The sequence below is a fragment of the Bradyrhizobium genosp. SA-3 genome (assembly GCF_004212635.1).
Lineage (GTDB): Bacteria > Pseudomonadota > Alphaproteobacteria > Rhizobiales > Xanthobacteraceae > Bradyrhizobium.
The window spans coordinates 23,687-49,515 of sequence record NZ_PSRT01000061.1 but is presented as its reverse complement, the minus strand read 5'-3'; the positions used below and the strand labels follow the sequence as shown (position 1 = coordinate 49,515).

At 64.5% G+C, this 25,829-nt stretch carries 24 protein-coding genes and 1 pseudogene; 22 read left to right on the top strand and 3 right to left on the bottom strand.

Translation table 11 applies throughout. From position 1 onward, the window contains the following. Positions 1 to 11: 11 nt before the first annotated feature. The 11 genes from CWO91_RS44390 (at position 12) to CWO91_RS21905 (ending at position 9,863) form a co-directional block, all read left to right on the top strand. Positions 12 to 140: a chromate transporter gene (locus tag CWO91_RS44390; protein WP_283810987.1), complete on the top strand. Its 129-nt coding sequence runs from the start codon at positions 12 to 14 to the stop codon at positions 138 to 140. A 245-nt stretch (positions 141 to 385) separates the two neighbouring features. Further along, positions 386 to 1,147: a tripartite tricarboxylate transporter TctB family protein gene (locus CWO91_RS21950; protein WP_130216189.1), complete on the top strand. Its 762-nt coding sequence runs from the start codon at positions 386 to 388 to the stop codon at positions 1,145 to 1,147. 7 nt (positions 1,148 to 1,154) lie between these two features. Beyond that, on the top strand, positions 1,155 to 2,669 hold the full coding sequence (locus CWO91_RS21945; protein WP_164939538.1) for a tripartite tricarboxylate transporter permease: 1,515 nt from the start codon (positions 1,155 to 1,157) through the stop codon (positions 2,667 to 2,669). A gap of 137 nt (positions 2,670 to 2,806) precedes the next feature. Further along, positions 2,807 to 3,787, top strand: coding sequence for a tripartite tricarboxylate transporter substrate binding protein BugD (locus CWO91_RS21940; RefSeq protein WP_130216187.1), 981 nt, complete (start codon positions 2,807 to 2,809; stop codon positions 3,785 to 3,787). Between the two features lie 170 nt (positions 3,788 to 3,957). Beyond that, entirely contained in the window at positions 3,958 to 4,752 is a 795-nt protein-coding gene (locus tag CWO91_RS21935; protein ID WP_130216185.1) for a thymidylate synthase, read from the top strand. A gap of 5 nt (positions 4,753 to 4,757) precedes the next feature. Beyond that, complete coding sequence (locus CWO91_RS21930) at positions 4,758 to 5,243, top strand: GNAT family N-acetyltransferase (protein ID WP_130216183.1); 486 nt, start codon at positions 4,758 to 4,760, stop codon at positions 5,241 to 5,243. Next, positions 5,243 to 5,752 (top strand): dihydrofolate reductase, encoded by a 510-nt coding sequence (locus CWO91_RS21925; protein ID WP_130216181.1) that lies wholly within the window; start codon positions 5,243 to 5,245, stop codon positions 5,750 to 5,752. The genes CWO91_RS21930 and CWO91_RS21925 overlap by 1 nt, the downstream gene beginning before the upstream one ends. Before the next feature lie 153 nt (positions 5,753 to 5,905). Further along, positions 5,906 to 7,042, top strand: a complete 1,137-nt coding sequence (gene hflK, locus CWO91_RS21920) for an FtsH protease activity modulator HflK (protein ID WP_128935965.1) — start codon at positions 5,906 to 5,908, stop codon at positions 7,040 to 7,042. Then, positions 7,039 to 7,935 carry a protease modulator HflC gene (hflC, locus tag CWO91_RS21915; RefSeq protein ID WP_130216179.1) on the top strand — a complete coding sequence of 299 codons (897 nt, stop codon included), beginning with the start codon at positions 7,039 to 7,041 and terminating at the stop codon, positions 7,933 to 7,935. The genes hflK and hflC overlap by 4 nt, the downstream gene beginning before the upstream one ends. 71 nt (positions 7,936 to 8,006) lie before the next feature. Beyond that, positions 8,007 to 8,213 (top strand): DUF2065 domain-containing protein, encoded by a 207-nt coding sequence (locus tag CWO91_RS21910; RefSeq protein WP_027560516.1) that lies wholly within the window; start codon positions 8,007 to 8,009, stop codon positions 8,211 to 8,213. Positions 8,214 to 8,357: 144 nt separating this feature from the next. Then, complete coding sequence (locus tag CWO91_RS21905; RefSeq protein ID WP_128935963.1) at positions 8,358 to 9,863, top strand: Do family serine endopeptidase; 1,506 nt, start codon at positions 8,358 to 8,360, stop codon at positions 9,861 to 9,863. Positions 9,864 to 10,009: 146 nt separating this feature from the next. On the opposite strand, the gene serB is transcribed toward CWO91_RS21905, so the two are convergent. Continuing rightward, positions 10,010 to 10,915, bottom strand: a complete 906-nt coding sequence (gene serB, locus CWO91_RS21900; RefSeq protein ID WP_130216176.1) for a phosphoserine phosphatase SerB — start codon at positions 10,913 to 10,915, stop codon at positions 10,010 to 10,012. An 11-nt stretch (positions 10,916 to 10,926) separates the two neighbouring features. Here serB and miaA point away from each other — a divergent pair, with 11 nt between their 5' ends. From miaA to CWO91_RS21855, 9 genes and pseudogenes are all read left to right on the top strand, one after another. Next, complete coding sequence (miaA, locus tag CWO91_RS21895) at positions 10,927 to 11,874, top strand: tRNA (adenosine(37)-N6)-dimethylallyltransferase MiaA (protein WP_130216174.1); 948 nt, start codon at positions 10,927 to 10,929, stop codon at positions 11,872 to 11,874. A 328-nt stretch (positions 11,875 to 12,202) separates the two neighbouring features. Then, positions 12,203 to 13,977: pseudogene (locus tag CWO91_RS21890) on the top strand (acetolactate synthase 3 large subunit). Between the two features lie 142 nt (positions 13,978 to 14,119). Further along, positions 14,120 to 14,662 (top strand): acetolactate synthase small subunit, encoded by a 543-nt coding sequence (gene ilvN / locus CWO91_RS21885; RefSeq protein WP_130216172.1) that lies wholly within the window; start codon positions 14,120 to 14,122, stop codon positions 14,660 to 14,662. A 3-nt stretch (positions 14,663 to 14,665) separates the two neighbouring features. Beyond that, the gene (locus CWO91_RS21880; RefSeq protein ID WP_130216170.1) at positions 14,666 to 15,361 is read left to right on the top strand and encodes a class I SAM-dependent methyltransferase; all 696 of its coding nucleotides are present in this window, start codon (positions 14,666 to 14,668) and stop codon (positions 15,359 to 15,361) included. A gap of 48 nt (positions 15,362 to 15,409) precedes the next feature. Next, positions 15,410 to 16,291 carry an EamA family transporter gene (locus CWO91_RS21875; protein WP_130216168.1) on the top strand — a complete coding sequence of 294 codons (882 nt, stop codon included), beginning with the start codon at positions 15,410 to 15,412 and terminating at the stop codon, positions 16,289 to 16,291. Positions 16,292 to 16,298: 7 nt separating this feature from the next. Continuing rightward, entirely contained in the window at positions 16,299 to 16,901 is a 603-nt protein-coding gene (locus tag CWO91_RS21870; protein ID WP_165405619.1) for a LysE family translocator, read from the top strand. A 133-nt stretch (positions 16,902 to 17,034) separates the two neighbouring features. Then, positions 17,035 to 18,054 (top strand): ketol-acid reductoisomerase, encoded by a 1,020-nt coding sequence (gene ilvC / locus CWO91_RS21865; protein ID WP_035700280.1) that lies wholly within the window; start codon positions 17,035 to 17,037, stop codon positions 18,052 to 18,054. 535 nt (positions 18,055 to 18,589) lie between these two features. Continuing rightward, positions 18,590 to 19,441 carry an SDR family oxidoreductase gene (locus CWO91_RS21860; RefSeq protein WP_130216164.1) on the top strand — a complete coding sequence of 284 codons (852 nt, stop codon included), beginning with the start codon at positions 18,590 to 18,592 and terminating at the stop codon, positions 19,439 to 19,441. Between the two features lie 261 nt (positions 19,442 to 19,702). Next, positions 19,703 to 21,415, top strand: a complete 1,713-nt coding sequence (locus CWO91_RS21855) for a sulfatase-like hydrolase/transferase (RefSeq protein ID WP_130216162.1) — start codon at positions 19,703 to 19,705, stop codon at positions 21,413 to 21,415. Positions 21,416 to 21,544: 129 nt separating this feature from the next. Here the strand turns inward: CWO91_RS21855 and CWO91_RS21850 are convergent, their stop codons facing one another. Beyond that, positions 21,545 to 23,104, bottom strand: a complete 1,560-nt coding sequence (locus CWO91_RS21850; RefSeq protein WP_130216160.1) for a glycine betaine ABC transporter substrate-binding protein — start codon at positions 23,102 to 23,104, stop codon at positions 21,545 to 21,547. Further along, the gene (locus CWO91_RS21845) at positions 23,101 to 23,883 is read right to left on the bottom strand and encodes an ATP-binding cassette domain-containing protein (protein WP_130216158.1); all 783 of its coding nucleotides are present in this window, start codon (positions 23,881 to 23,883) and stop codon (positions 23,101 to 23,103) included. Before CWO91_RS21845 ends, CWO91_RS21850 begins: the two co-directional genes overlap by 4 nt. 278 nt (positions 23,884 to 24,161) lie before the next feature. On the opposite strand from CWO91_RS21845, the gene CWO91_RS21840 reads away from it, so the two are divergent. Next, on the top strand, positions 24,162 to 24,980 hold the full coding sequence (locus CWO91_RS21840) for an ABC transporter ATP-binding protein (protein WP_130216156.1): 819 nt from the start codon (positions 24,162 to 24,164) through the stop codon (positions 24,978 to 24,980). After that, a complete protein-coding gene (locus CWO91_RS21835) occupies positions 24,980 to 25,768 on the top strand; it encodes an ABC transporter permease (RefSeq protein WP_130216155.1) in 789 nt (262 codons plus the stop codon). The genes CWO91_RS21840 and CWO91_RS21835 overlap by 1 nt, the downstream gene beginning before the upstream one ends. Positions 25,769 to 25,829: the final 61 nt, after the last annotated feature.

Sequence of the window (25,829 nt, the reverse complement as noted above, 5' to 3'; positions counted from 1 at the left end):
CCGCGGCTCAGGTGCCCAAGATGCACCTCATTGCGGTCGAGGTGCATCATTGGATGACCGACAGGCAGTTCACTGACGCCTATGCGATCGCGCAGCTCTCGCCCGGCCCGAACGTGCTTATCGTGACGTTAATAGAATAGGCTACGGCGGCGAGTGCCCTGCGACCGATCGCACAATTGCTGCACTGCTCCCTGACTGTGATGGTTACGGTGATCGCATCGGTTTCGCGCATCAATCCACTCTGGTTCCTGCATGCTGGGGGTTTGTTGGGTTTTGCTGGCATTGTGTGATGAAAATCGCTAGGCAGTGATCCGGGCGGGGGATTCAGTTCCAGCCGATTTAGAACAACAGTGCTCGTGACTTACGGGTCGCGGAGGAGACAGGCATGGCCGACACGATGGGCCACTCAGCGACAGCCACCCGAAACACAAAGCTGGCGCTCGGTTTTTGTCTGCTGGCGATTGCGCCGCAGATTTTCGAATTGATCTGGTCGATCGGGACGATCTTCGGCTGGGGCACCGGCCGCGGCCCGGCAATGGTCGTCACCAGCCACGCGACGGCGCTGCTCGCCGGAGCGCCCAGCGCCATCTTCGGGTCGCTCGGTGGTGGGGCCAAGAAGGTATCGTCCGAGGTGCTGCTGGCACTGATCTATTCCTATCCGCTGTTTGTGGTGGCGATCCTCACGCTGTTCATGACGATCCGGTCGGCGCAGGACTATGTCGGCGGCATCGTCCTGATGGCGGTCGCCCTGTTCGCGCTGTGGGCGTCGAGTGATTTGCAGGGCATGCGCGGCTTCTCCTTCGGCGCGGGGACCGCGCCGCGCATGTTCGGCGGCCTGCTGGTCGCCTTGTCCGCCGGCATCGCCCTGACGGGCCTCCTGACGGAGGGAGCCCCGCTTTCCCATTACGCCTGGCGGGGACCGCTGTTTGTTGTGGCGGCGATCCTCTTCTTTGCGTTGGCGATCCGGCCCCTCGGCCTCGTGGTCACGGCCTTCCTAAGCTTCATGATCGCGGCGACCGGATCGAATGAGACGCGCTGGCTTGAAGCGGCGATCGTCGGCGCCTGCCTGACGGTTGGTTGCGCGATCCTGTTTCCATACGTGCTCGGGCTGCCGATGCCGATGTTTCCGCGTTTCCTGATCCAGTGAGGGCGTGATGGATATCTTTGCCAACCTCGCTCACGGCTTCGCCGTCGCGTTCTCTCCGATCAACCTCCTGATGTGCCTGATCGGCGCCCTGGTCGGGACGCTGGTCGGCGTGCTCCCGGGCATCGGCACTATCGCAACGGTCGCGATGCTGCTGCCGATCACCTTTGGATTGCCGCCAGTCGGCGCGCTGATCATGCTCGCCGGCATCTATTACGGCGCCCAGTATGGCGGCTCGACAACGTCGATCCTGGTCAACATACCCGGTGAGGCGACATCGGTCGTCACCGCCATCGACGGCCACCAGATGGCCAGGCAGGGCCGCGCCGGCCCGGCGCTGGCGATCGCCGCGATCGGCTCGTTCTTCGCCGGCTGCGTCGCGACCGTCTTGATTGCCGTCCTCGGCGCGCCGCTCACGAAACTCGCGCTGGCGTTCGGCCCGGCCGAGTATTTCTCGCTGATGGTGCTCGGCCTGATCTTCGCGGTGGTGCTGGCCAAGGGCTCGGTGCTGAAGGCGATCGCAATGATCGTATTCGGTCTGTTGCTCTCGATGGTCGGCTCGGACATCGAGACCGGCGCCTCGCGCATGGCCTTCAACATTCCCGAGCTCGCCGACGGCCTCGGCTTTGCGACGGTGGCGATGGGCGTATTCGGCTTTGCCGAGATCATCCGCAATCTCGACGCAGGCGCCGAGATGAGTCGCGATCTCGTGCAGCAGAAGATCACCGGTCTGATGCCGACCAGGAAGGACCTAGTCGACTCGACGCCCGCCATCCTACGCGGCACCGTGCTCGGCTCGATCCTCGGCATCCTGCCCGGTGGCGGTGCGACCATTGCATCATTCGGGGCTTATACGCTCGAGAAGAAGCTCGCCAAGAATCCGTCGCGCTTCGGCCGCGGCGCGATCGAAGGCGTGGCCGGGCCGGAGAGCGCCAACAACGCCGCCGCGCAGACCTCCTTCATCCCGCTGCTCACCCTCGGCATCCCGCCGAACGCGGTGATGGCGCTGATGGTGGGCGCGATGACCATCCACGGCATCGTGCCGGGTCCGCAGGTGATGCAGAAGCAGCCGGATCTCGTCTGGGGCATGATCGCCTCGATGTGGATCGGCAACCTGATGCTGATCATCATCAACCTGCCGCTGGTCGGAATCTGGGTGCGGCTCTTGCGCGTGCCGTACCGGCTGATGTTCCCCTCGATCGTGATCTTCTGCGCGATCGGCATCTATTCGGTGAACAACGCGCCGGTCGACGTCATCCTCGCAGGTGTGTTCGGCCTCGTCGGTTACTGGCTGATCAAGCACGATTTCGAGCCGGCGCCGCTGCTGCTCGGCATGGTGCTGGGACCGCTGATGGAAGAGAATCTGCGCCGTGCGCTGCTGATCTCACGCGGCGACTGGAGCGTGTTCCTGACGCGTCCGTTGTCGGCAGTGCTGCTCGCGGTCGCGGCGACCCTTCTTGTCCTTACGGTGCTACCGGTCTTGCGCGCCAAGCGCGACGAGGTGTTCACCGAGTCCGAGAACTGAGGCGCCGCGCCTGCGTCGGCGCGCGCCCTGCGTCGGCGCGCCGCATTCGGAAGTCGAATCGACTTGTGTGACGGCTTCGTGAAATGAAAATGCCGGCCTTGTGGCCGGCATTTTTGTTTGTTTTCCCGGAGATCGAGATGACTGTCATTCGCGCGCTTGCGGGCGCATGTGCCGCGGCGTTCGCATCGTTGTGCGTCCTTGCTGCACCGGCTGAGGCGCAGACCTATCCGACGCGCAGCATCACCATGATCGTGCCGTTTGCGGCCGGCGGACCGACCGACGTCGTCGCGCGCATCGTCACCGCACACATGGCGCAGACGCTAGGGCAGAGCATCATCATCGAGAACGTGGTCGGCGCCGGCGGCACCACCGCCACAACGCGGGCCGCGCGTGCGGCCAATGACGGCTATACGCTCATCACCGGACATATGGGCACGCATGCCGCCTCCGTGCCGCTCTATCCGAAACTCGCCTATCATCCCGAGAAGGACTTCGAGCCGGTCGCGCTGCTCGCGGGCACGCCGATCCTGATCCTGGCGCGCAAGGATTTTCCGCCGAAGGACCTCAAGGAGTTCGTCACCTATGTGAAGGCGAATGTGGAGAAGGTGAATGCCGCGCATGCCGGCGTCGGCTCGGTCTCGCACGCCTCATGCGAGCTTCTGCACTCCATCCTCGACATCAAACCGGTCGGTGTGCCCTTCAATGGCACGGGTCCCGCGATGAACGCGCTGGTGGCGGGACAGGTCGACTACATGTGCGACCAGATCGTCAACGCCGTCCCGCAGATCAATGCCGGCACCATCAAGGCCTATGCGATCGCAACGGCGGAGCGCAATCCGTCGCTGCCGAACGTGCCGACGACGGCGGAAGCCGGTCTGCCGGCATTCCAGGCCCAGGCCTGGAATGCGATGTTCGCACCGAAGGGAACCCCGCCGGCGATCGTGGCGAGTCTGAACGCCGCTGCCATCAAGGCGCTCGACGACGAGACCGTGCGCAAGCGCCTGCTCGAGCTCGGCAGCGTCATTCCGGGCCCTAAGGACCGTACGCCGGAGGCGCTGGCGACCCTCGTCAAGAACGAGATCGCGAAGTGGAGCCCGGTGCTCAAGCCGGCAACTTAGCCAGCAGGATCAAGCTGATAGGTGAGGGGCGGAATGCCGAGTTCCGCCCCTTGTCGTTTGCGCGGGGAACACTCACTTTTCCGGGTATAATCGGTGCGGGCAGCGAATCGCCGCTGTCGCAGCGCAGAGGCGGCCGTTAAGTTTCCCGCCTCCCCAAAGGCTCACGACATATGCACCAGTATCAGGACCTGCTCGAGCGGATTCTTTCAGACGGCGCCGAGAAGACCGACCGGACCGGCACCGGCACGCTGTCGGTGTTCGGCCACCAGATGCGCTTCAATCTGTCCGCCGGCTTCCCGATGCTGACCACCAAGCGGCTGCCGCTGAAGGCGATCGTGCATGAGCTGCTCTGGTTCCTGAAGGGCGACACCAACATCAAATATCTGCGCGACAACGGCGTCACCATCTGGGACGAATGGGCCGATGCCAATGGCGATCTCGGCCCGGTCTACGGCCATCAGTGGCGCTCCTGGCCCACGGCCGAGGGGCGCAGCATCGACCAGATCGCCAATGTCATCGACATGATCAAGCGCACTCCCGATTCCCGCCGGCTGATCGTCACCGCCTGGAATCCGGCCGACGTCGAGAAGATGGCGCTGCCGCCCTGCCACCTGCTGTTCCAGTTCTATGTCGCGAACGGCAAGCTGTCGTGCCAGCTCTATCAGCGCTCGGCCGACGTCTTTCTCGGCGTGCCCTTCAATATCGCATCCTACGCGCTGCTCACCATGATGGTCGCGCAGGTCACCGGCCTGAAGCCCGGCGACTTCGTGCACTCGCTCGGCGACACCCACCTCTACTCCAACCATCTGGAGCAGGCGCGGCTTCAGCTCACCCGCGCGCCGCGCGCGCTGCCGGTGATGCGGATCAACCCTGATGTGAAGGACATCTTCTCCTTCCGTTACGAGGACTTCGAACTCGTCGGCTACGATCCGCATCCGCATATCAAGGCGGAAGTCGCGGTCTAGCGCAGATGTCGGTCAACATCCGCCGCGCGCGCTCCGGCGAAGCTGGGCTCGTTCTTGCGTTCATCCGCGAGCTCGCCGAATATGAAAAGCTGTCGCACGAGGTCGAGGCGACCGAGGCTGACATCGCGGACGCGCTGTTCGGCGACAGGCCGCAACTTCATTGCGCGATCGCCGAGTGGAGCGGCGAGGCGGTCGGCTTTGCGGTGTGGTTTGCGAATTTCTCCACTTTCAGCGGCCGGCACGGCATCTATCTCGAAGACCTCTATGTGCGGCCATCGCATCGGGGCAGGGGCCTCGGCAAGGCGCTGCTGGTCTATCTCGCGAAGGAATGCGTCGATAACGGCTGGTCGCGCCTGCAATGGGCGGTGCTCGACTGGAACGCGCCGTCGATCGCGTTCTACAAATCGCTCGGTGCCGTCATGATGGACGACTGGACGCTGTGTCGCGTCACCGGGCCGGCGCTGACACGGCTTGCCGGGAGCTCTGCCTGATGGAGATCGTTTTCGTCGTCGCGATCGCCGAGAACGGAATCATCGGCGCAGGCAACGCGATCCCGTGGCGCTTGAAATCCGACATGGCGCGCTTCAAGGCGCTCACGATCGGCAAGCCCGTGATCATGGGTCGCAAGACCTTCGAATCCCTGCGCCGTCCGCTGCCGGGCCGCACCAACATCGTGATCACGCGCGATGCGGGTTATCGCGCCATCGGGGCCATCGTCACGACATCGGCGGCGGATGCGAGCGAGGTTGCGCGGGGCGACGCCCTGCGGCGTTCGGTCGCCGAGATCGCGGTGATCGGCGGCGCCGAGATCTATCGGCAGTTGCTCGATCGCGCCGATCGCCTCGAAATCACTGAAGTGCATGCGCGGCCCGAAGGCGACACGCATTTCGACATCGACAAGGCGGAGTGGGATGAGGTGGCACGCATCCGTCATCCTGCCGGCCCCGACGACAGCGCCGACTTCTCCTATGTGACATATCGTCGGCGGGCGGGCCATTAACCGCATTCGCCAATGTTTACATTGACTTTTTCGTGCCCGAGCATAGCTCGAAAGACGGTCAGGGCTGCGTTGTAAGGGACCTGCCCGTCCCCTATAAAGCCGGACCGGACAAAGCGGGCGGGGGCAATTCCACCCTGCCGAGGAGAGCGTCGTATGCCGTGGAAGAATCAGGGCGGTGGCCCGTGGGGCTCGGGTCCAAAGGGACCATGGGGCTCAGGCCCGCAACCGGTCGGGCCGAGGCCGCCGGATCTGGAAGACCTTCTGCGGCGCGGCCAGGACCGCCTCCAGCAGATCATGCCCGGCGGCTATTTCTCCGGCGTCGGCATCACGCTGATCATCCTGCTCATCGTCGCGTTCTGGCTGCTGTCAGGCTTCTTCCGCGTGCAGTCCGAAGAGCTTGGCGTCGTGCTGCGCTTTGGCAAGCACGTCCGCACGGTGCAGCCGGGCCTGAATTACCATCTGCCCTATCCGATCGAGACAGTGCTGCTGCCCAAGGCGCTGCGCGTCAACACCATCTCCATCGGCATGACGCTGATCGACGATCCGGCGCGGCGCGGCCGCTCCATACGTGACGTCCCGGAAGAGAGCCTGATGCTGACCGGCGACGAAAACATCGTCGACGTCGACTTCACCGTGCTCTGGCGCATCAAGCCGGATGGCGTCGGCGACTTCCTCTTCAACATCCAGAATCCCGAAGGCACCGTGAAGGCAGTCGCCGAGAGCGCGATGCGCGAGGTGATCGGCCGCTCGCAGATCCAGCCGATCCTGACCGGGGCGCGCAATGTCACCGAACAGGGCGTGCAGGAGCTGATCCAGAAGACCCTCGACAGCTATGGCGCGGGCATTCTGATCACCCAGGTGCAGATGCAGAAGGTCGATCCGCCGGCGCAGGTGATCGACGCCTTCCGCGACGTGCAGGCTGCACGCGCCAATCTCGAGCAGCTGCAAAACGAGGCGCAGACCTACGCCAACCAGGTGGTCCCGCAGGCGCGCGGACGGGCGGCCAAGATCCTCCAGGACGCCGAAGGCTACAAGGAGCAGGCGGTCGCCGAGGCCAAGGGCCAGAGCGCGCGCTTCCTGAAAGTGTACGACGAATACAAGAAGGCGCCCGATGTGACGCGAGAACGGATTTATCTGGAGACGATGGAGCGCGTGCTCGGCGGCGCCGACAAGCTCGTCTATGACGGCGGCCCCTCGGGTCAAGGCGTCGTGCCCTATCTGCCGCTTCCCGAACTGGCGCCCAAGCGGGCACCTATGACCGGTCCGCAGTCGAGCGGAGGCAGCCGATGAGGTCTCCGGTTACAGGTTTCGTCTCGCTGCTCGGGCTGCTCCTGATCCTGATCGTGGCCTACATGTCGCTGTTCACGGTGCAGCAGACCGAGCAGACCATCGTGCTCCAGTTCGGCAAGCCTGTCGACGTCGTCACCGTGCCCGGCCTGCATTTCAAGGCGCCGTGGAATTCGGTGATCAACATCGACAAGCGGATCCTCGACCTGGAGAACCCGTCACAGGAAGCGATCGCCTCCGACCAGAAGCGGCTGGTGGTCGACGCCTTCGCGCGCTACCGCATCAAGGACGCGCTGCGGTTCTATCAGAGTGTCGGCTCGATCCAGGCTGCCAACATTCAGCTGACCACGCTCCTGAACGCGGCGCTGCGCCGCGTGCTCGGCGAGGTTAGCTTCATCAACGTGGTGCGCGACGACCGCGAAAAGCTGATGCTGCGCATCCGCGACCAGCTCGACCGCGAGGCCGATGGCTACGGCATTCAGGTCGTCGACGTCCGGATCCGCCGCGCCGACCTGCCGGAGCAGAACAGCCAGGCGGTCTACCAGCGCATGAAAACCGAGCGTGAGCGCGAGGCCGCCGAGTTCCGTGCACAAGGTGGCCAGAAGGCTCAGGAGATCAAGTCCAAGGCAGACCGCGAGGCGACCGTCATCGTCGCGGAAGCCAATTCGCAGGCCGAGCAGACCCGCGGTGCGGGCGATGCCGAGCGCAACCGCCTGTTTGCGGAAGCCTACAGCAAGGACGCCGATTTCTTCGCCTTCTACCGGTCGATGACGGCCTATGAGAACGGGTTGCGTTCGAGCGACACTCGCTTCCTGCTGCGGCCGGACTCGGATTTCTTCCGGTACTTCGGTAGCCCGTCCGGCAAGACGGCAACCGAGACGCCGGCGAAGCCGTAAGCTAGACAAGGGCGGCCGGTCTGGCCGCCCTTTGTCCAGACAAGAACAGCACAACGGGAGGTTCCATTCCGATGAGGTCCATTGCGTTCGCCGACTTCCTCATCGGCCTAGGCATCCTGTTCGTGCTCGAAGGCTTGATGTTCGCGGCAAGTCCCAACTGGATGCGCAAGGCGATGAAGAGCGCCATCGCCACGCCGGACAACATCCTGCGGGCGGTCGGGATCGGTTCGGCCGTGGCCGGCCTGATCCTGATCTGGGTGATGCGGCGCCCGGTTTAGGCGTCATGCCAACGCCAAAGTGAAGGCGAACGACTGGTTTTCGCCGTATTATCGGGGTGTTGAGACCCGTTAAGCTCTGCGCTTGCGCCGTCCCCCCGTTCGAGCGCAGTCTGGCGCCGAACCCCCTATTCTCTGGAGATCACAATGACCGCTGCCACCATTGCCCCGTCCCGCTTGCGCCATTGGGTGCGAACTGGGCTGGCCGCGCTCGCCATCGGTGCATTCGGCGCATTCGGCACGCCGGCTCATGCGCGTGGGCCGGACGGCATCGCCGACGTCGCCGAGAAGGTGATCGACGCGGTCGTCAACATCTCCACGTCGCAGACCGTCGATGCCAAGGGCGGCGGCAGCAACACCATGCCGCAACTGCCGCCCGGCTCGCCCTTCGAGGAGTTCTTCGACGACTTCTTCAAGAACCGCAGGGGTCCCGGCGGTGGCAGCAAAGGCGGTGACAACAACCCGCCGCGCAAGACCAATTCGCTTGGCTCCGGTTTCATCATCGACACATCAGGCGTGGTCGTCACCAACAACCACGTCATTGCCGATGCCGACGAGATCCACGTCATTCTCAACGATGGAACCAAGATCAAGGCCGAACTGGTCGGCGTCGACAAGAAGACCGACCTCGCCGTGCTCAAGATCAAGCCGCCGAAGCCGTTGGTCGCGGTGAAGTTCGGCGACTCCGACAAGCTGCGCCTCGGCGACTGGGTGGTCGCGATCGGCAACCCCTTCAGTCTCGGTGGCACGGTCACGGCCGGTATCGTCTCGGCCAAGAACCGCGACATCTCTTCAGGGCCATATGACAGCTACATCCAGACCGACGCCTCCATCAACCGCGGCAATTCCGGCGGCCCGCTGTTCAACCTCGACGGCGACGTCATCGGCGTCAACACGCTGATCATCTCGCCCTCCGGCGGCTCCATCGGCATCGGCTTCGCCGTGCCGTCGAAGACCGTCGTGGGCGTCGTCGACCAGCTCCGGCAGTTCGGCGAGCTGCGCCGCGGCTGGTTAGGGGTGCGCATCCAGAGCGTCACCGACGAGATCGCCGAGAGCCTCAGCATCAAGCCCGCGCGTGGCGCGCTGATCGCCGGCGTCGACGACAAGGGCCCGGCCAAGCCCGCCGGCATCGAGCCCGGCGACGTCGTCGTCAAGTTCGACGGCAAAGACGTCAAGGACCCGAAGGATCTGTCCCGCGTCGTCGCCGACACGGCGGTCGGCAAGGAGGTCGACGTGATCATCATCCGCAAGGGCCAGGAGCAGACCAAGAAGGTCACCCTCGGCCGTCTGCAGGATCCCGAGAAGGTGCAGGCCGCGGTGAAGACCGACGAGCCCGCGCCCGAGAAGCCGGTGACGCAGAAGGCGCTCGGTCTCGATCTGGCAACGCTGAGCAAGGATCTGCGCACGCGCTACAAGATCAAGGATACCGTCAAGGGCGTGGTCGTCACCAGTGTCGACGCCAATTCCGACGCCGCCGAGAAGCGGCTCTCCGCCGGAGACGTCATCGTCGAGGTGGCGCAGGAGGCGGTGTCGAGCGGCGCCGAGATCCAGAAGCGGGTCGACCAGCTCAAGAAGGACGGCAAGAAGTCGGTGCTGCTGCTCGTCTCCAATGCCGACGGCGAGCTGCGCTTCGTGGCGCTGAGCGTGCAGTAGTCGCAGTACGGTCTCGTAGGGTGGGCAAAGCGAAGCGTGCCCACCATCTTTCCACCATCGCGGCAAGAGTGGTGGGCACGGCGCAAGCGCGCCTTTGCCCACCCTACGGCTGCTGAGCCAGCAGCAAGGGCTGACGATGGGAGAGGCTAAGCCTCCACGAACTCCTCGCGCCGAAACCCCTGAGCATAGAGCAGCGCGGTGAGATCGCCGTGATCGATCCGCGCCGCCGCCGCAGCAGCCACCGCCGGCTTGGCATGATACGCCACGCCCAGCCCAGCCGCCTGGATCATCCCGAGGTCATTGGCGCCGTCACCGACCACGACCGACTCGAGATCGTCGAGATCGAACGATTCCATCAGATCCACCAACGTCGCGAGTTTCGCGGCGCGGCCCAAGATCGGTTGCTTCACCTCGCCGGTGAACTTGCCGTCGCGCACCACCAGCTCGTTGGCGCGGTTTTCCTGGAAGCCGAGCTTGGCGGCGACCGCGGTCGTGAACAGCGTGAACCCGCCCGAGACGAGGCAGGTGTAGGCGCCGTGCGCGCGCATGGTCGCGACCAGCTCGCGGCCGCCGGGGGTCAGCGTGATGCGCTTGGCCAGCACCTCGTCGACCGCGCTGGCGGGCAGATCCTTGAGCAGCGCAACGCGCTCGCGCAGCGCCGGCTCGAACTCGATCTCGCCGCGCATCGCGCGTTCGGTGATGGCGGCCACATGCGCCTTCACCCCGACGAAGTCGGCGAGCTCGTCGATGCATTCCTGGCCGATCATGGTGGAATCCATGTCGGCGAGAAAAAGCTTCTTGCGCCGGAAGCCGACTGGCTGCACGACGATGTCGATGGGCAGGTCGCCGCGAAGCTCGCGGAGCCGCTGCTCGATGGCGTGGCGGTCGCCTTCGAGGTTACTGTCGGCGCCGAAGGGAATGTCGACCGCAACTCCGTCGAACAGCCAGTGCGCGGGAGCTGCCTTTGGCAGCACGGCGCGGGCGCCGTCGACGATGGTAGAGTCGAGCGCAGGATTGTCGGGATTGCAGATCAGCGTGGCGACGAGGGACATTTGAGGTTTTCGTGAGCGAGGGGCAAGTCAGCAGAAGGCATGTTGGCAAGGCCGTGCTTATCGCAGGCCCGACCGCCAGCGGCAAGTCGGCGTTGGCGCTCGAGCTTGCGCTCGCCACCGGCGGTGTCGTCATCAATGCCGATTCCATGCAGGTCTACCGGGACCTGCGCATCATCACGGCACGGCCGACAAGGGCGGATGAGGCGCTCGTACCGCATCGTCTCTATGGCCATGTCGATGCGGCCGTGAATTTCTCGGCCGGTGCCTGGGTCAGCGACGCGGCGAAGGTGCTGGAAGCGGCGACGGCCGAAGGCCGCCTGCCGATCTTCATCGGCGGCACCGGGCTCTATTTCAAGGCACTGACGGCGGGCCTCTCCGTGGTGCCGCCAATTCCCGCCGAGGTGCGCGAGGACGTGCGCGCGCGGCTGGAGCGGAACGGCGTCGAGGCGCTGCACGCGGAACTCGCACACCGCGATCCGCGCGCGGCCGAACGATTGAATCTGCGCGACCGCACCCGGATCGCGCGCGCGCTCGAAGTGGTCGAGGCGACCGGCCGTTCGCTGCTCGACTGGCACCATGAGGGCCAGCCGCAGTTGCTGCCGAAGGACAGCTTTCGCGCGGTGTTTCTCGCCCCCGGGCGCGACGAGCTCTATGCCCGCATCGATGCCCGCTTCGATGCCATGCTGGGCGCCGGCGCGCTGGGGGAGGTCGAGCGGCTGGCCGCCAGACATCTCGATCCGCTGCTGCCGGCCATGAAGGCCCATGGCGTGCCGGCGCTGATCCGGCATCTGCGCGGTGAGCTCAGCCTGGACGAAGCAGCCACAATCGGGCGCGCCGACACCCGCCATTACGCCAAGCGCCAGTTCACCTGGTTCCGGCACCAATTGCCGGAGTTCGAATGGGTCAAGCCGGAGGAGGCGAGGGGATGGCTCGCGGCGGCGAGTGCGGACTCGGACTGACGTGCTTTTGTGCCCGGTTCCCGAATTTACCTCTCGCCGAACCCCGGGAACACCGCTACACTGCCAAAATCGCGCGGGAACGGCCGCATTGCCTTGACATCCAGGCTTTGGCCGCTATGTTTCGCGCAACCTTTGGGAAGCCGGGCGCCTGCCATGCGTAACATTATTACCAAACTCCTTATCGCCGTCGTACCCAGGCACACCGCCGGGGGTGGCTAGCTGCCATCCACAAGACAGGCGGTGTGCGTGGGCCCTCTTCGGGGCCTTTTTTATTTCCCGAACCCGACACGAACGAAGCCGCTGACAACAGCGCATCCGGAGCAAGCCAATGAGCGACAAGAGCCACGATCCGAACCAGATGACCGGCGCCGCGATGATCGTCCGCGCGCTCATCGATCACGGCGTGACCGACATTTTCGGCTATCCCGGCGGCGCGGTGCTTCCGATCTATGACGAGATCTTCCAGCAGAGCGAGGTCCAGCACATCCTGGTCCGCCATGAGCAGGGTGCGGGCCATGCCGCCGAGGGCTATGCGCGCTCGACCGGCAAGCCGGGCGTCGCTCTGGTGACCTCCGGCCCCGGCGCCACCAACATGGTGACGCCGCTGACCGACGCGTTGATGGACTCGATCCCGCTGGTCTGCATCTCCGGCCAGGTGCCGACGCATCTGATCGGCAACGACGCCTTCCAGGAATGCGACACCGTCGGCATCACGCGCCCCTGCACCAAGCACAATTGGCTGGTGCGTGACGTCAACGATCTCGCCAAGGTGCTGCACGAGGCGTTCTACGTCGCGACCTCCGGCCGGCCGGGTCCGGTGCTGGTCGACGTTCCCAAGGACGTGCAATTCGCGACCGGCACCTATCATCCACCGCGCAAGTCCGACGTGCACCGCTCCTATGCGCCGCGCGTGAAGGGCGATGCGACGCAGATCCGCAAGGCGGTGGCGCTGCTCGCCAACGCCAAGCGCCCGGTGATCTACAGCGGCGGCGGTGTCATCAATTCCGGCCCGGAGGCGACCAAGCTCTTGCGCGAGCTGGTTGAGGTCACCGGCTTCCCGATCACCTCCACGCTGATGGGCCTCGGCGCCTATCCGGCGTCCGGCAAGAACTGGCTCGGCATGCTCGGCATGCACGGCACTTACGAAGCCAACATGACCATGCATGATTGCGACGTCATGCTGTGCGTCGGCGCGCGCTTCGACGACCGCATCACCGGCCGCGTCGATGCGTTCTCCCCTAGCTCGAAGAAGATCCACATCGATATCGATCCGTCCTCGATCAACAAGAATATCCGCGTGGACGTGCCGATCATCGGCGACTGCGGCAACATCCTCGGCGACATCCTCCAGGTGTTCAAGGCGGAGGCGAAGAAGCCCGACATCAAGTCGTGGTGGCAGCAGATCGCGCAGTGGCGTGCCCGCAACTCGCTCTACTACAAGAAGAGCAACGACGTCATCCTGCCGCAGCACGCGATCCAGAGCCTGTTCGAGCTGACGCGTGGCAAGGATACCTACATCACGACCGAGGTCGGCCAGCACCAGATGTGGGCGGCGCAGTTCTACGGCTTCGAGGAGCCGCATCGCTGGATGACGTCGGGCGCCTCGGCACCATGGGCTACGGCCTGCCTGCGGCCATCGGTGTGCAGGTGGCCCATCCCGACAGCCTCGTCATCGACATCGCGGGCGATGCCTCGGTGCAGATGACGATGCAGGAGATGTCGACGGCGGTGCAGTACGAGCTGCCGATCAAGATCTTCATCCTGAACAACCAGTACATGGGCATGGTGCGGCAGTGGCAGCAGCTGCTGCACGGCAACCGCCTGTCGCATTCCTATTCGGAGGCGCTGCCGGACTTCGTCAAACTCGCGGAAGCCTATGGCGGCGTCGGCCTCCAGGTGCACAAGCCCGCCGATCTCGAGGGCGCCATCAAGGAGATGATCGCGGTCAAGCGCCCGGTGCTGTTCGACTGCCGCGTCGCGGCGCTGGAAAACTGCTTCCCGATGATCCCCTCCGGCAAGGCGCACAACGAGATGCTGTTGCCTGAGCAGGCCAACGACGAGGCTACCGCGAAGGCATTCGCCGCCGGCAAGGCGCTGGTTTGAGCGCGATGTTCACAAGCTCCGCTGTCATCGCCCGGCTCGACCGGGCGATCCAGCACGCCGCGGCCTGCGTGAAAATCCCGGCCGGTGAACGCTGGATGCCCGCTTTCGCAGGGCGTGACGAGAGACATTTGAGGGGACGACAATGAACCAGCCGGCATCTGCCTACTTCATCGAGGACCGCCACGATCCCAACGAGACGCACACGCTCGCGGTGCTCGTGCAGAACGAGCCGGGCGTGCTCGCGCGCGTCATCGGCCTGTTCTCGGGCCGCGGCTACAACATCGAAAGCCTCACGGTCTCGGAGACCGAGGCCCAGAAGCATCTGTCGCGCATCACCATCGTCACCACCGGCACGCCGATGGTGATCGAGCAGATCAAGCACCAGCTCGATCGCATGATCCCGGTCTATCGCGTCGTCGACATGACTCAGACCAAGCGCTCGATCGAGCGCGAGCTCGCCATGGTGAAGGTGCGCGGGCAGGGCGAGCACCGCGTCGAGGCGCTCAGGCTGGCGGATGCGTTCCGCGCCCGCGTGATCGATGCCACCACCGAGAGCTTCGTGTTCGAGATCACAGGCAATACGGACAAGATCAACCAATATATCGACCTGATGCGTCCGCTCGGCCTCGTCGAGGTGTCGCGCACCGGCGTTGCCGCGATTGGCCGCGGGCCTGAAGGAATGTGAACCATGCTGGCGCGCGACTGGTACTATAACGAGCGGAACCGGATGGGGATCGAGCCCGCGGTGGCGTCGATCTATGACAGCCATGACGATGCCGATCTGCGGGCGCGCGCCGCGCTGAAAATGCTCGGAGTCCAGCGCGGCTGGCGCATCGCCGATATCGGCTGCGGCAACGGCGTGCTCGCTACCGAAGCGGCGCTGATGGGCGCCGAGGTCGATGCCATCGACATCTCGCCCGCGATGCTGGCGCTCGCCGAAATCTATGCACGTGACCGCAAGGCGCCGGTCCGCACCCAGTCGGCGGGCCTGCTGAGCTTCTCCTACCGGCCGGAATCCTACGATTTGATCGTCAGCGAGTTCACGCTGCATCATCTGCCGGACTTCTGGAAGGCGGTGGCGATATTGCGGATCTATCGCGCGCTGAAGCCGGGCGCGAGCTTCTACCTGCGCGATATCGTCTACGCTTCGATGCCAGATGCGATCGAGCGCGATGTCGAGCAATGGGCGGACTTCCAGATCAAAAACCACGACTTTTCGCGCGAAGGCGTCGTCACGCACATGCGCGACGAATATTCCACCTTCGGCTGGGTGATGGAGCGGATGCTGACCGACGTCGGCTTCACGCTGGTCTCGGCCGATTATCACGCCCCCATGCACGGCACTTATCTGCTGCGGAAACCGAAAGCCGGCGAGCAAGGCTAGACAGAAAAAGTAACAGGGCTGCACGACAGTGCAGAACCGGGAACAACAATGAAGCCGGCCGACATCCTCATCGCCATCGTGGTGGCGATCATCTGGGGGCTTGCCTTCGTGGCGAGCCGGATCGCCCTCGACGAACTGTCGCCGGAGTTGATGACGGCGCTACGCTTCGCCATTGCTGCCGTGCCGTGTCTGTTCATTCGCAAGCCGAAGGTTGCCTGGCCGCTCCTGATCGCGATCAGCTTCACGCTGTTTCTCGGCCAGTTCCTGTCCCAGGCCTATGGCATCGCCCATGGCGTGCCGGTGGGGCTGACCAGTGTCGTCGTGCAGAGCCAGGCGCTGTTCACCATCGGCTTTGCCGCGCTCGCATTCGGGGAGCGGCCGACGCCGATGCAGGCGCTCGGCATCGGCATTGCTGCGATCGGTCTTCTGATGATCTGCGGCACTGTCGGATATGATTTCAGCGCTGCTGCGTTTGCGGTGCTGATGATCTCGCCAGTCAGCTTTGCCGTCGGCAATCTCTTGCTGCGTGGCGCCCGCGGCGTGCCCATGTTCGACCTGTTCGCGTGGTTGTGTCTCGCCTCGGCGATACCGCTGTTCGCGCTGGCGCTTATCGCCAACGGCCCGGCGTCGACGCTGACCCACATATCGCTGACGTCGGCTCTCTGCATGTTGGCGCTCGGCGGTGTCTCGACGAGCATCGCCTATTGGCTGTGGGGTCGGCTGCTGCGCGACTATCCAGCCGCCCAGGTGGTGCCGTTCGCGCTGCTGGTGCCGTTCGTGGGATCGGCGGCCTCAAGCGTCGTGTTCGGCGAGCGGTTCGGACCCCTAAGGCTCGCCGGCATGCTGACCGTAATCGGCGGTATCGCGGTGATGGTGCTGGCGAAGCGGCCCAAGGCGTTGCCTGAAGAGCCGCTGCCCAAAGTCGCGTGAGGTGAGCATGTCCCAATCGCTGTTCTATGCCTTTCTCATCTTCATGGTCGTGATGTACTTCACGCCCGGGCCGAACAACATCATGCTGCTGTCCTCCGGCCTGACCTACGGCTTCCGGCGCACCATCCCCCACATCGTCGGGATCGTCATCGGCTTTGCCTTCATGGTGGCCGCGGTCGGCCTCGGGCTCGGCACCGTGTTCCTGGCCTATCCGATCCTCCAGACCATCCTGAAATATGCCGGTGCGGCCTACCTGATCTATCTCGCCGCCGCGATCGCCATGTCCGGTCCGACCAAGCCGGGCGAGGGGGGCGGCCGCGGCCCAATGACCTTCTGGGGCGCGGCGATGTTCCAATGGATCAACGCCAAAGGCTGGGTGATCGTGATCGGCACCATTACCGCCTACGCGGCGATCGCCCAATTCCCGCTCAACATCGCAATCCAGACCCTGATCAGCCTGCTCGTCGGCACGGTCTCGACCATGGTCTGGGCTCTGTTCGGCTCCGCATTGCGGCCGGTCCTGACCTCAGAGCGGCTGGTCCGCGCCTTCAATATCCTTATGGCGGTGCTGCTGCTCGCTTCCCTCTATCCCGTCTTCATGGATGCATGATGCCGCAGATTTCCATGCAGAAACGGGTTTCCCAGGGGCCCTAAAATGCTCTAGACAGCCCCCGAAATCCGTCAATTCACCTTCGAAAGACCTGACCATCGGCCGATTCCGGCCCCGAACGAGGAAACGAACTATGCGTGTTTATTACGATCGCGACGCCGACCTGAACCTGATCAAGGGCAAGAAGGTCGCCATCGTCGGCTATGGCAGCCAGGGCCACGCCCATGCGCTCAACCTGAAGGACTCCGGCGTCAAGGAGGTGGCGATTGCGCTGCGCAAAGGCTCTGCCTCGGCGAAGAAGGCGGAGAACGCCGGCTTCAAGGTGATGGAAGTCGCCGAAGCCGCCAAATGGGCCGACCTCGTCATGATGCTGACCCCGGACGAGCTCCAGGGCGATATCTACCGCGAGCACCTGCACGACAACATGAAGAAGGGCGCCGCCCTCGTATTCGCGCACGGCCTCAACGTCCACTTCAACCTGCTCGACCCGCGCGCCGACCTCGACGTGCTGATGATCGCGCCGAAGGGCCCCGGCCACACCGTGCGCTCGGAGTATCAGCGCGGCGGCGGCGTGCCCTGCCTGATCGCGATCGCGAAGGATGTCTCGGGCAATGCCCATGACCTCGGCCTGTCCTATGCGTCCGCCATCGGCGGCGGCCGTGCCGGCATCATCGAGACCACCTTCAAGGAAGAGTGCGAGACCGACCTGTTCGGCGAGCAGGTGGTGCTCTGCGGCGGTCTGGTCGAGTTGATCAAGGGCGGCTACGAGACCCTGGTCGAAGCCGGCTACGCCCCGGAGATGGCCTATTTCGAGTGCCTGCACGAAGTGAAGCTGATCGTCGACCTGATCTATGAAGGCGGCATCGCCAACATGAACTACTCCATCTCCAACACCGCCGAATACGGCGAGTATGTCACCGGTCCGCGCATCATCACCGACGAGACCAAGAAGGAGATGCGGAAGGTTCTCGCCGACATCCAGGGCGGCAAGTTCGCGCGCGACTGGATGCTCGAGAACAAGGTCAACCAGACTTCGTTCAAGGCGACCCGCGCCAAGCTCGCGGCACACCCGATCGAGGAAGTCGGCGCGAAGCTGCGCGACATGATGCCCTGGATCAAGAAGGGCGCGCTTGTCGATAAGTCGAAGAACTAAGCCGTCGTGCCCCGGACGCAGCGCAGCACTCTGGTGATGCGCTGCTGATCCGGGGTCCAATGCGGCCTCTGGGTGGTCCCGGCTCTGGGCTCCGCTTCGCTTGTCCGGGACACGAGCGAACACAAGCTTCGCTCGTCACACCAAATCTTAAACCTTCGCGATTAGGGTCGAGCAATCGCAGACAGCGGTCTCGCTCTTTTCTTCTCGCGGGAAGCATAGTTGCTTCATTCAAATTCTTCGCGAGTTGACGCGCTGCTCGATCGCCAAGAACTGACGCTTAAACCACATTCTTGGTCTCGCGTCGTTTTTCAAGGCTTCTTAGAACTTCCTGATCGTCAAAAGCGCTGCGTCGTCAGAGCCAAGGATTCGGCTCTTCATCCGCCTTTTTAACGCGCCTTCGACTTTATGTCGCAACGTTCGCGCGCCGATTCATCTTAAGAACTGACACCTGCTGCGCGGACTTGCCAGCTGGGCGGCATTGCGCCCCAGCACCTTCCTCCTGCATATGATTGCGGGAACTCGAGGGGAGGGAACCATGCGATCTGTCGTCGTCACCGGCGCATCCACCGGCATTGGCTGGGCCGTTGCGAAATTTCTGATCGGGCGTGGCTATCGCGTGTTCGGCAGTGTCCGCAAGCAGGCCGACGCCGACCGGCTCAAGAGTGAGTTCGGCACCAATTTCACGCCGTTGTTGTTCGACGTCACCGACGAGGCAGCAGTCCTCGCTGCTGCGCGAAAAGTTCGCGAGGCGCTGGGCGGCGAGACGCTGGCGGGGCTCGTCAACAATGCAGGCATCGCGGTCGCCGGCCCCGTGCTCGAATTGTCGGCCGACGATTTCCGCCGCCAGATGGATGTCAACGTCATCGGCCCGGTCATCGCGACGCAGGCGTTCGGGCCGCTGCTCGGTGCAGACCCCGCGCTGAAGGGGCCGAAGGGCCGGATCGTGATGATCAGCTCGGTCGCCGGCAAGAACGGCAATCCGCTGTCGGCACCTTACAGCACCTCCAAGCACGCCATCGAGGGCCTGTCGGAGAGCCTGCGCCGCGAGCTGATGCTGTTCGGTATCGACGTCATCATCGTCGCCCCCGGCGCGGTGAAGACGCCGATCTGGAGCAAGGCCGAAGAGATCGACCTCTCCGTCTACCAGAACTCGCCCTATCTGCCGGCGCTGAACAAGGCGATGGCGTTCATGATGGACATCGGCGCCAAGGGCCTGCCCGCCGAGCGTATCGCCGAAGTGGTGTTCGAGGCGCTGACGGCGGCAAGACCAAAGGTGCGCTACCAGATCACGCCGGACCCGCTCCGCCATCTGATCGGCGCCCTGCTGCCGAAACGGACGCTGGACCGCATCATCGCCAAGCGCCTCGGGCTGCTGCCGCAGGGGTGACCGACGTTCAGCTCGTCTTGGCCGTCCATCCTATCGCCAAGCCCTGACGTTGCGAGCAGCGGCTTGCCGGGCTTGCGGCCCACGTCTCCCGCTAACAATAAGCGAAAGTCGAATCGCCGGACGCGTTGCCTGACCGTGGCTGTTCCATTACAGTTTTATGACACGGCGCAGGCTTCCGGCTGCGCCGGGCGCCGCTAGCCGTCTCGAGGCCGGCCAGACGGCCTCGCATCACCGCGCCGGACCAGAAGTTGCGTGTCGTCGATGGCGTCCGCGCCCAATCCAGGTCCTTCTGCCACCACCGCCGTGCTGGCGAGCGTCGCCGCGCTCGGCATCTGGCGGCTGCTCGCGGTCACAGCGCCACATTTCGCAGCGATCGCGCTGATGTACGAGACCGAGACCGATTTCGGCTCGCGCCTCTCCTTCGCGCTGGCCTGGGGCATCCTCAATTTCTTCTGGATCACGCTGCTGCGGCGGCCGGCGCTATCGGGCGCGCTGTCGCTGACCATGGTCGTCGTGCTGGTGTTGCTGTCCCGGCTCAAGCACGACGTCGTGCAGATGACGGTCAACTTCATCGACCTGATGATGATCGACCGCGACACCGTCGCGTTCCTGTTCACGATCTTCCCAAATTTGCGCTGGTCGGTGATCCTGGCCGGCCTCGTCACGCTGCCGCTGATGTATGCGCTGTGGTGGCTCGATCCGTTCCGCATCCGCCGTCTGCCGGCGCTCGCCTGCAAGCTCGCCTGCCTTGCCGCGTTGGTGGGCTATTCGCTCTATCATCCGGACGAAGCCTGGCGCGGCTATTACGACGACGGCTATCTCTCGAAATTCTTCCGCTCCGGCGTCACCGCGGTCGCCGACTTCGTGCAGTACGGTTTCATGGAATCCGCCGCCGCGACCAACGAGCGGCTCAACGTGCCGCTGGTCGATGAGTGCCACCCTGCGGGCCGCCGGCCCAACATCATCATGATCCACGATGAATCGAGCTTCGACATTCGCGCCGCGCAGGGCATCAAGGTGCCGCCGCGCTATGGCGACCACTTCAAGTCCTGGGACGGCAAGCAGCGCACGTTCCTGGCCGAGAGCAATGGCGGGCCGAGCTGGTTCACCGAATACAACGTGCTTGCGGGGCTCTCCTCGCGTTCGTTCGGCCGCTTCGCCTATTTCGTGACGCGCATCGCCTCGAACCGCGTCGAGCGCGGCTTGCCATTGGCGCTGCGCCGTTGCGGCTACGACACAATGTCGCTCTATCCCGCCCATGGCGGCTTCATGGGCGCGCGCAGCTTCCAGATGACGACCGGCATCGAACGCTTCCTCGACTCGAAGGATCTCGGCGCCAAGGACGTCGAACCGGACTCCTTCTTCTACGACAAGGCGCTCCAGCTGATGGGGCAACAGCCGCCGAACAAGCCGCTGTTCACCTTCATCTATCTCGGCGCCAATCATTTCCCCTGGGAGACGCGCTTCCGTCCTGACCTGATGCCGAACTGGCGCGCGCCCGGCAACGTGCCGTCGATCGACGAATATCTGCGCCGCCAGGCGATGAGCGCCGAGCAGTACAGGACTTTCGTCGCCGGCCTGAAGAAGAATTTTCCTGGCGAACCTTTCCTGATCGTGCGCTACGGCGATCACCAGCCGGAATTCGCGCCGAACCTGCTCGAGCCCGGGCTCGACGAGGGCGCTCTCGGCAAGAAGCTCGACGCTTACGATCCGCGTCTCTACGCAACCTATTATGCGATCGACGCCGTCAATTTCGAGCCGGTCAGAAGCGACGCCGTGATGGACACGATCGACGGCCCGTATCTGCCGCTGGTGATCCAGGAGGCCGCCGGCATCCCGCTCGATCCGTCCTTCGCCGAGCAGAAGGAGATCATGCTCCGCTGCAAGGGCATCTTCTACAGCTGCAAGCATGGCGCCGAGGCGCGGCGGCTGAACCGGCTGCTGATCGAAGCGGGGATGATCAAGGGGCTGTAGTGCTGATCGCTGCGCCAGCCCCAGATCGTAGGGTGGGCAAAGCGAAGCGTGCCCACCATCTTGTCGCGCGTGTCCAAAGACGGTGGGCACGGCGCTTACGCGCCTTTGCCCACCCTACGAAATCCGGTCCTACCGCCCGCCCACCTTCTCCCACAGCCACTTCGCCACCGCATCGGGCGACGAATTCGCGTCGTTGCCGCTGGCGCGCAAGTTCGCTTCGCGCATCGTGGCGATGTCGATCCTGCTGAGAAGCGGTTTGAGCGCAGCCTGCAATCGCTCGTCACCGGCTCGCTTCGGCGCGAACAGCAGGATCGCGTCGTAGGGCGGGATCGCGTGCCTGGGATCGTCGAGCGCGACGAGATCGTATTTCGCGATCAGGCCGTCGCTGGTGTAGCCGGCGATCACATCGACCTCGCCGCTGGCGACCGCGGCATACATGAAGTCCGGCTGCATCTGGCGTTGGGCGCGGAAGGAAAGGCCGTAGGCCTTTTGCAGCGCGGCCCATTCGGGGCGCGAGAAGAACTCGTAGTCGCCGGCGATCGACATCGTCGATGTGTGCGCGGCGAGATCGGCGATGTTGCGGATGCCTAGCGCCTCGGCGCGCCCTCTCGGCATCACCAACGCATAGGCATTCTCGAATCCGAGCTCGCCGAGCAAGGTGATGTTCTCTTTCGCGAGGGCTGTCTTCAGCTCTGCCAACAACTCTGCGCGCGGCTTAATGTCGGTGCGATGCAGCTGGTTGGCCCAGAGCGTACCGGAATAGTCGACATAGAGATCGATGTCGCCGGCCTTCAGCGCCTCGAAGACCACGCTGGAGCCGAGGCCGGATCGCGCGGTCGCGGAAAGACCGGCGGCCTGGAGGCGGTCCCTCAGAAGAGCCGACAGCACATATTGCTCGGCGAAAGTCTTGGCGCCGACGACGTAGCTCTGTGACGAGCGTCCCAGCGTCGGCACCAGCGTGGCAGCGACAAGTGCGGCGATCCCGATCGCGCCGAGCCCGGCGCGCATGCGCCTGCGTTGGCGCAGGCCGGTCTCGATCAGGCCGAGCAACTCATCGACCGCAAGCGCGAGCAGGGCCGAGGCCAGGCAACCGAACAGCACGAACACCCAGTTCTGGGTCTGAAGCCCGGCAAAGATGTAGTTGCCGAGGCTGGTCTGCCCGATCGGCGTCGACAGCGTCGCCGTGCCGATCACCCACACCGCGGCGGTGCGGATGCCCGCCATCATCACCGGCAGCGCCAGCGGGAGTTCGACCATGAGAAGCGACTGCCGTGCGGTCATGCCGACACCCTTGGCGGCTTCGAGCAGCGCCGGATCGATGCCGTTGAGACCGGTGATGCCATTGCGCAGCACCGGCAGCATGGAATAGAGCGCGAGCGCCAGCACCGCCGGCAGGAAGCCAAAGGCGGAAAAGGTGAAGCCGAACCAGGCGAGCGTGACGGAAGCCGCCAGCAGCAGCAGCGGATAGAACAGCGCAAGCAGCGCCAGCCCAGGCACGGTCTGCACGATGCTGGCGAACGCGAGCAGCATGCCGCGTGGCGCCGGGCGATTGCGCGTCAGGATTGCCAGCGGCAGACTGACGGCGAGACCGAGCGCGAGCGCGGCAAGGCTCACCCGCACATGGTTGCCGAGATAGTCGGGCAAATGCGACAGCGCCTCGCCCCAGCGCGGGTCGGTGAAGAAGCTCATGCCCCACCGTCCTGCGGCAACAGCGCGTTCAATCGCTCGACCTGGCGCCGGGGCGTGCGCAACAGCTCCAGCACATAGGCCTCGCCGCTCTTCGACAGCTCTGCCGGCGTGCCCTGGGCGAGCAGCGTTCCAGCGCGCATCACCGCGATGCGGTCGGCCAGCAAAATCGCCTCCGTCATGTCATGCGTGATCATCACGGTGGTCAGTCCGAGCTTGCGGTGCAGGTCCCGAAAATCCTCGCCGAGCGCATCGCGGGTGAGGGGATCGAGCGCGCCGAACGGCTCGTCCATCAGCATGATGCGGGGCTTTGCCGCGAGCGCCCGCGCCACACCGACGCGCTGGCGCTGACCACCCGAGAGCTCTTCCGGCAGCCGGTCGCGATGCGCGGCACGGTCGAGCTGCACGAGCTCCAGCAGTTCGTCGATACGCACGGCGATATCCGTAGCCGACACGCCCTGCAGCTTTGGCGTGATCCCGATATTGTCGGCAACGCTCAAATGCGGAAACAACCCGCCGGCCTGGAAGACGTAGCCGATCCGCCGCCGCAGCGCGACCGGATCGACGTTTTGCACGTCCTCGCCCTCGACCGTGATCGTGCCGCCATCCGCCTCGATCAGCCGGTTGGCGAGCCGCAGCAGGGTGGTCTTGCCGGAGCCCGAGCCGCCGACGATGGCCACAAACTCGCCTTCGGCGATGTCGAGCGACACATCGTCGACGGCTGTGAGGGAGCCGAATTTCTTGGTGACGCGGACGTAGCTGATTGCTGGCTTGGGAGACATCCGACGCGGCTCATTCTTCTTTACCCTCCCCTGGAGGGGGAGGGTCGCTCGCGCGAAGCGCGGGCGGGGTGGGGTGATCTCTCAACACGGGTAGTGTTGGACGTGGAAAGACCGTCACCCCACCCCGCTGTGCATTTCGCTTCGCTACATGCCCAGCGACCCTCCCCCTCCAGGGGAGGGTAAGAGCGCCCGGCAACCCATGCGTAGCACGCTTGGCGCCTTGATTGAACTTGGCCGCGCGAGCGGCTAAGGCATCGGTCCAGGTTTGGAGGAAGCACATGACGACGCCCACGGCAGTGGCGCTGGAAGATGCCAAGGTCGCGTTCCGCCTCGGAGACGGGCGGGTCTATACGGCGGTTGAGAAAGCCCATCTCGCGGTGGCGCAGGGCGAGTTCGTCGCCATTGTCGGCCCGACCGGCTGCGGGAAATCCACGCTGCTCAACGTTGCCGCCGGGCTGCTCAAGCCCGCAGCCGGCAGCGTCAGGATATTCGACCAGCCGCTCGCAGGGCTGAACCGGGATGCCGGCTACCTGTTCCAGGCCGACGCCTTGTTCCCGTGGAAGACCGCGCTCGACAATGTCGCGATCGGGCTCGAGATCAAGGGCACGCCGCGTTCCGAAGCGCTGCCGCGGGCGCAGAAATGGCTGACCTCCGTCGGCCTCGGCGCCTTCGCGAACCGCTATCCGCACATGCTCTCCGGCGGCCAGCGCAAGCGCGTGGCGCTGGCACAGGTGCTGATCCGCGATCCAAAGATCCTGCTGATGGACGAGCCGTTCGGGCCGCTCGATGCGCAGACGCGGCAGGTCATGGGCAACCTGCTGCTCGACCTCTGGAACGCCGACCGCAAGGCGGTGCTGTTCGTGACCCACGACCTCGAAGAGGCGATCGCGCTGGCCGATCGCGTCGTGATCATGTCGGCGGGGCCATCCTCGCGCATCATCGGCGACTGGCGCGTCAGCTTGCCGCGCCCGCGCGACATCTTCGAGGTGCGGCTCGACAAGGAGTTTCACTCACTGCATCGCGAGATCTGGAGCGTGCTGAAGGACGAGGTGATGAAGGGTTACGAGCAGTCCACGCACGCGAAGGAGGCGGTCTGATGTCGCGCCCGACGCTGCTTGCGCTGCAAGTCCTGGTCGCGGTCGTCTGCATTGTGCTGTGGCAAGTGCTGTCGACCGTCCCCGTGTTCGGCAAGATCCTGCTGCCGCCGTTCTTCTTCTCCAACCCGTTCGACGTGTTCAGTCAGATCGTGAAGTGGTTCGCGTCCGGCGTGATCTGGAAGCATCTCGGCATCACGCTGGCAGAATCGATCCTGGCGTTCGTGATCGGATCGCTCGGCGGCGTGCTGGTCGGCTTCTGGTTTGCGCGCCAGCCGCTGGTCGCAGCCGTGTTCGACCCTTACGTCAAGATGGTCAACGCGCTGCCGCGCGTCGTGCTGGCGCCGATCTTCGCGCTGTGGCTCGGCCTCGGCATCTGGTCCAAGGTCGCGCTCGGCGTCACGCTGGTGTTCTTCATCGTGTTCTTCAACGTCTATCAGGGCGTGAAGGAAGTCAGCCGTACCGTGCTCGACAACGGCCGCATGCTCGGCATGAGCGAGCGTCAATTGATGCAGCACGTCTATTGGCCCTCGGCGCTGTCCTGGATGTTCTCCTCCCTGCACACCTCGGTCGGCTTCGCCGTCGTCGGCGCGGTCGTCGGCGAATATCTGGGATCGGCGGCTGGGCTCGGCTATCTCATTCAGCAGGCCGAAGGCATCTTCGACGTCGCCGGCGTGTTCGCCGGCATGTTCGTGCTGTCGGCCTTCGTCATCCTGATCGACTTTGGGGTGACGCTGGTGGAGCGCCGTCTCTTGGTGTGGCGGCCGACAGCGGCGGACGGTCGCGGCTAGGGCGCGATGAGAGTGATTTGATTGCAAGCCTCATGGAAGGTTTGCTCCCTCCCCCGCTTGC

Bases quoted from the DNA above. Each gene is read 5' to 3' on its own strand.
- CWO91_RS21950 (WP_130216189.1), top strand. From the start codon at position 386: ATGGCCGACACGATGGGCCACTCAGCGACAGCCACCCGAAACACAAAG.
- CWO91_RS21945 (WP_164939538.1), top strand. From the start codon at position 1,155: ATGGATATCTTTGCCAACCTCGCTCACGGCTTCGCCGTCGCGTTCTCT.
- CWO91_RS21905 (WP_128935963.1), top strand. From the start codon at position 8,358: ATGACCGCTGCCACCATTGCCCCGTCCCGCTTGCGCCATTGGGTGCGA.
- serB (WP_130216176.1), bottom strand. From the start codon at position 10,915: ATGTCCCTCGTCGCCACGCTGATCTGCAATCCCGACAATCCTGCGCTC.
- CWO91_RS21930 (WP_130216183.1), top strand. From the start codon at position 4,758: ATGTCGGTCAACATCCGCCGCGCGCGCTCCGGCGAAGCTGGGCTCGTT.
- hflK (WP_128935965.1), top strand. From the start codon at position 5,906: ATGCCGTGGAAGAATCAGGGCGGTGGCCCGTGGGGCTCGGGTCCAAAG.
- CWO91_RS21845 (WP_130216158.1), bottom strand. From the start codon at position 23,883: ATGTCTCCCAAGCCAGCAATCAGCTACGTCCGCGTCACCAAGAAATTC.
- CWO91_RS21940 (WP_130216187.1), top strand. From the start codon at position 2,807: ATGACTGTCATTCGCGCGCTTGCGGGCGCATGTGCCGCGGCGTTCGCA.
- CWO91_RS21925 (WP_130216181.1), top strand. From the start codon at position 5,243: ATGGAGATCGTTTTCGTCGTCGCGATCGCCGAGAACGGAATCATCGGC.
- CWO91_RS21870 (WP_165405619.1), top strand. From the start codon at position 16,299: ATGTCCCAATCGCTGTTCTATGCCTTTCTCATCTTCATGGTCGTGATG.
- CWO91_RS21850 (WP_130216160.1), bottom strand. From the start codon at position 23,104: ATGAGCTTCTTCACCGACCCGCGCTGGGGCGAGGCGCTGTCGCATTTG.
- CWO91_RS21910 (WP_027560516.1), top strand. From the start codon at position 8,007: ATGAGGTCCATTGCGTTCGCCGACTTCCTCATCGGCCTAGGCATCCTG.
- CWO91_RS21855 (WP_130216162.1), top strand. From the start codon at position 19,703: ATGGCGTCCGCGCCCAATCCAGGTCCTTCTGCCACCACCGCCGTGCTG.
- ilvC (WP_035700280.1), top strand. From the start codon at position 17,035: ATGCGTGTTTATTACGATCGCGACGCCGACCTGAACCTGATCAAGGGC.
- CWO91_RS21935 (WP_130216185.1), top strand. From the start codon at position 3,958: ATGCACCAGTATCAGGACCTGCTCGAGCGGATTCTTTCAGACGGCGCC.
- CWO91_RS21840 (WP_130216156.1), top strand. From the start codon at position 24,162: ATGACGACGCCCACGGCAGTGGCGCTGGAAGATGCCAAGGTCGCGTTC.
- ilvN (WP_130216172.1), top strand. From the start codon at position 14,120: ATGAACCAGCCGGCATCTGCCTACTTCATCGAGGACCGCCACGATCCC.
- CWO91_RS21875 (WP_130216168.1), top strand. From the start codon at position 15,410: ATGAAGCCGGCCGACATCCTCATCGCCATCGTGGTGGCGATCATCTGG.
- CWO91_RS21880 (WP_130216170.1), top strand. From the start codon at position 14,666: ATGCTGGCGCGCGACTGGTACTATAACGAGCGGAACCGGATGGGGATC.
- hflC (WP_130216179.1), top strand. From the start codon at position 7,039: ATGAGGTCTCCGGTTACAGGTTTCGTCTCGCTGCTCGGGCTGCTCCTG.
- CWO91_RS21835 (WP_130216155.1), top strand. From the start codon at position 24,980: ATGTCGCGCCCGACGCTGCTTGCGCTGCAAGTCCTGGTCGCGGTCGTC.
- CWO91_RS21860 (WP_130216164.1), top strand. From the start codon at position 18,590: ATGCGATCTGTCGTCGTCACCGGCGCATCCACCGGCATTGGCTGGGCC.